At 45.0% G+C, this 2,751-nt stretch carries 1 pseudogene; it reads left to right on the top strand.

The features are described from left to right. Window positions 1-2,751, top strand: a pseudogene (locus EAX61_RS16500) (hypothetical protein); the annotation flags it as partial.

The raw sequence follows: 2,751 nt of genomic DNA, 5'->3' as shown, positions 1-2,751 counted from the left end.
ACGATGCAACCGTAACGAACACCAATGTTAACGATGCCGATTGTGACGGAGTCCCGACTTCGGAAGATTGTGATGACAATGATGCTACCGTAACGAACACCAATGTAAACGATGCAGATTGTGATGGAGTTTCAACAAGTGAAGACTGTGATGACAATGATGCAACTGTAACGAATACCAATGTTAACGATGCCGATTGTGATGGAGTTCCAACATCTGAGGATTGTGATGATAACGATGCAACCGTAACGAACACTAACGTAAACGATGCAGATTGTGACGGCGTTCCAACGTCTGAGGATTGTAATGACAACGATGCAACCGTAACGAACACCAATGTAAACGATGCCGATTGTGACGGAGTCCCGACATCTGAGGATTGTGACGACAACGATGCTACTGTAACAAACACTAACGTCAACGATGCAGATTGTGATGGCGTCCCAACTTCGGAAGACTGTGATGACAATGATGCTACCGTAACGAACACCAATGTCAACGATGCCGATTGTGATGGAGTTCCGACATCAGAAGACTGTGACGACAACGATGCAACCGTAACGAATACCAATGTCAACGATGCAGATTGTGATGGCGTCCCCACATCTGAGGATTGTGATGATAACGATGCAACTGTAACGAACACCAATGTAAACGATGCCGATTGTGACGGAGTCCCAACATCTGAGGATTGTGATGATAACGATGCAACCGTAACGAACACCAATGTAAACGATGCCGATTGTGACGGAGTCCCAACATCTGAGGATTGTGATGACAATGATGCTACCGTAACGAACACCAATGTAAACGATGCAGACTGTGATGGCGTTCCAACGTCTGAGGATTGTAATGACAACGATGCGACCGTAACGAACACCAATGTTAACGATGCCGATTGTGACGGCGTTCCAACAAGTGAAGACTGTGACGACAGCGATGCAACTGTAACGAATACCAATGTCAACGATGCAGATTGTGATGGTGTTCCAACAAGTGAAGACTGTGATGACAACGATGCAACCGCAACGAATACCAATATCAACGATACAGATTGTGATGGTGTTCCAACATCTGAAGATTGTGATGACAACGATGCTATCGTAACGAATACTAACGTCAACGATGCCGATTGTGATGGAGTTCCAACAAGTGAAGACTGTGACGACAACGATGCAACAAACACAAACAGCAATGTAAATGATGCGGATTGTGATGGCGTTCCAACATCAGAAGATTGTGATGATAACGATGCAACGAACACCAATTCTAATGTAAACGATGCCGATTGTGACGGAGTCCCGACATCTGAGGATTGTGACGACAACGATGCGACTGTAACAAACACTAACGTAAACGATGCAGATTGTGACGGCGTTCCAACGTCTGAGGATTGTAATGACAACGATGCGACCGTAACGAACACCAATGTAAACGATGCAGATTGTGATGGTGTTCCAACATCTGAAGATTGTGATGACAACGATGCTATCGTAACGAATACTAATGTTAACGATGCCGATTGTGACGGTGTTCCGACATCAGAAGACTGTGATGATAACGATGCTACCGTAACGAACACCAATGTAAACGATGCCGATTGTGATGGAGTTCCGACATCAGAAGACTGTGACGACAACGATGCAACTGTAACGAATACCAATGTCAACGATGCCGATTGTGACGGAGTCCCGACTTCGGAAGATTGTGATGACAATGACGCGACTGTAACGAACACTAACGTAAACGATGCCGATTGTGATGGAGTTTCAACAAGTGAAGACTGTGATGACAATGATGCAACTGTAACGAATACCAATGTTAACGATGCAGATTGTGATGGAGTTCCAACAAGTGAAGACTGTGACGACAACGATGCTACCATAACGAATACCAATGTAAACGATGCCGATTGTGACGGAGTCCCGACATCTGAGGATTGTGACGACAACGATGCGACTGTAACAAACACTAACGTCAACGATGCAGATTGTGATGGTGTTCCAACATCTGAGGATTGTGATGATAACGATGCAACGAACACCAATTCTAATGTTAACGATGCCGATTGTGATGGCGTTCCAACATCAGAAGATTGTGATGATAACGATGCAACCGTAACGAACACCAATGTTAACGATGCCGATTGTGACGGAGTCCCGACTTCGGAAGATTGTGATGACAATGACGCGACTGTAACGAACACTAACGTCAACGATGCCGATTGTGATGGAGTTCCAACAAGTGAAGACTGTGACGACAATGATGCTACCATAACGAATACCAATGTCAACGATGCCGATTGTGATGGCGTTCCAACATCTGAGGATTGTGATGACAATGATGCTACCATAACGAATACTAACGTAAATGATGCAGACTGTGATGGCGTTCCAACAAGTGAAGATTGTGATGACAATGATGCTACCGTAACGAACACTAACGTAAACGATGCAGATTGTGACGGCGTTCCAACGTCTGAGGATTGTAATGACAACGATGCAACCGTAACGAACACCAATGTAAACGATGCCGATTGTGACGGAGTCCCGACATCTGAGGATTGTGACGACAACGATGCTACTGTAACAAACACTAACGTCAACGATGCAGATTGTGATGGCGTTCCAACTTCGGAAGACTGTGATGACAATGATGCTACCGTAACGAACACCAATGTCAACGATGCCGATTGTGATGGAGTTCCGACATCAGAAGACTGTGACGACAACGATGCAACCGTAACGAATA

It is taken from the genome of Dokdonia sinensis (assembly GCF_003688895.1).
Lineage (GTDB): Bacteria > Bacteroidota > Bacteroidia > Flavobacteriales > Flavobacteriaceae > Dokdonia > Dokdonia sinensis.
This window is presented reverse-complemented; position numbering and strand designations above follow the sequence as displayed.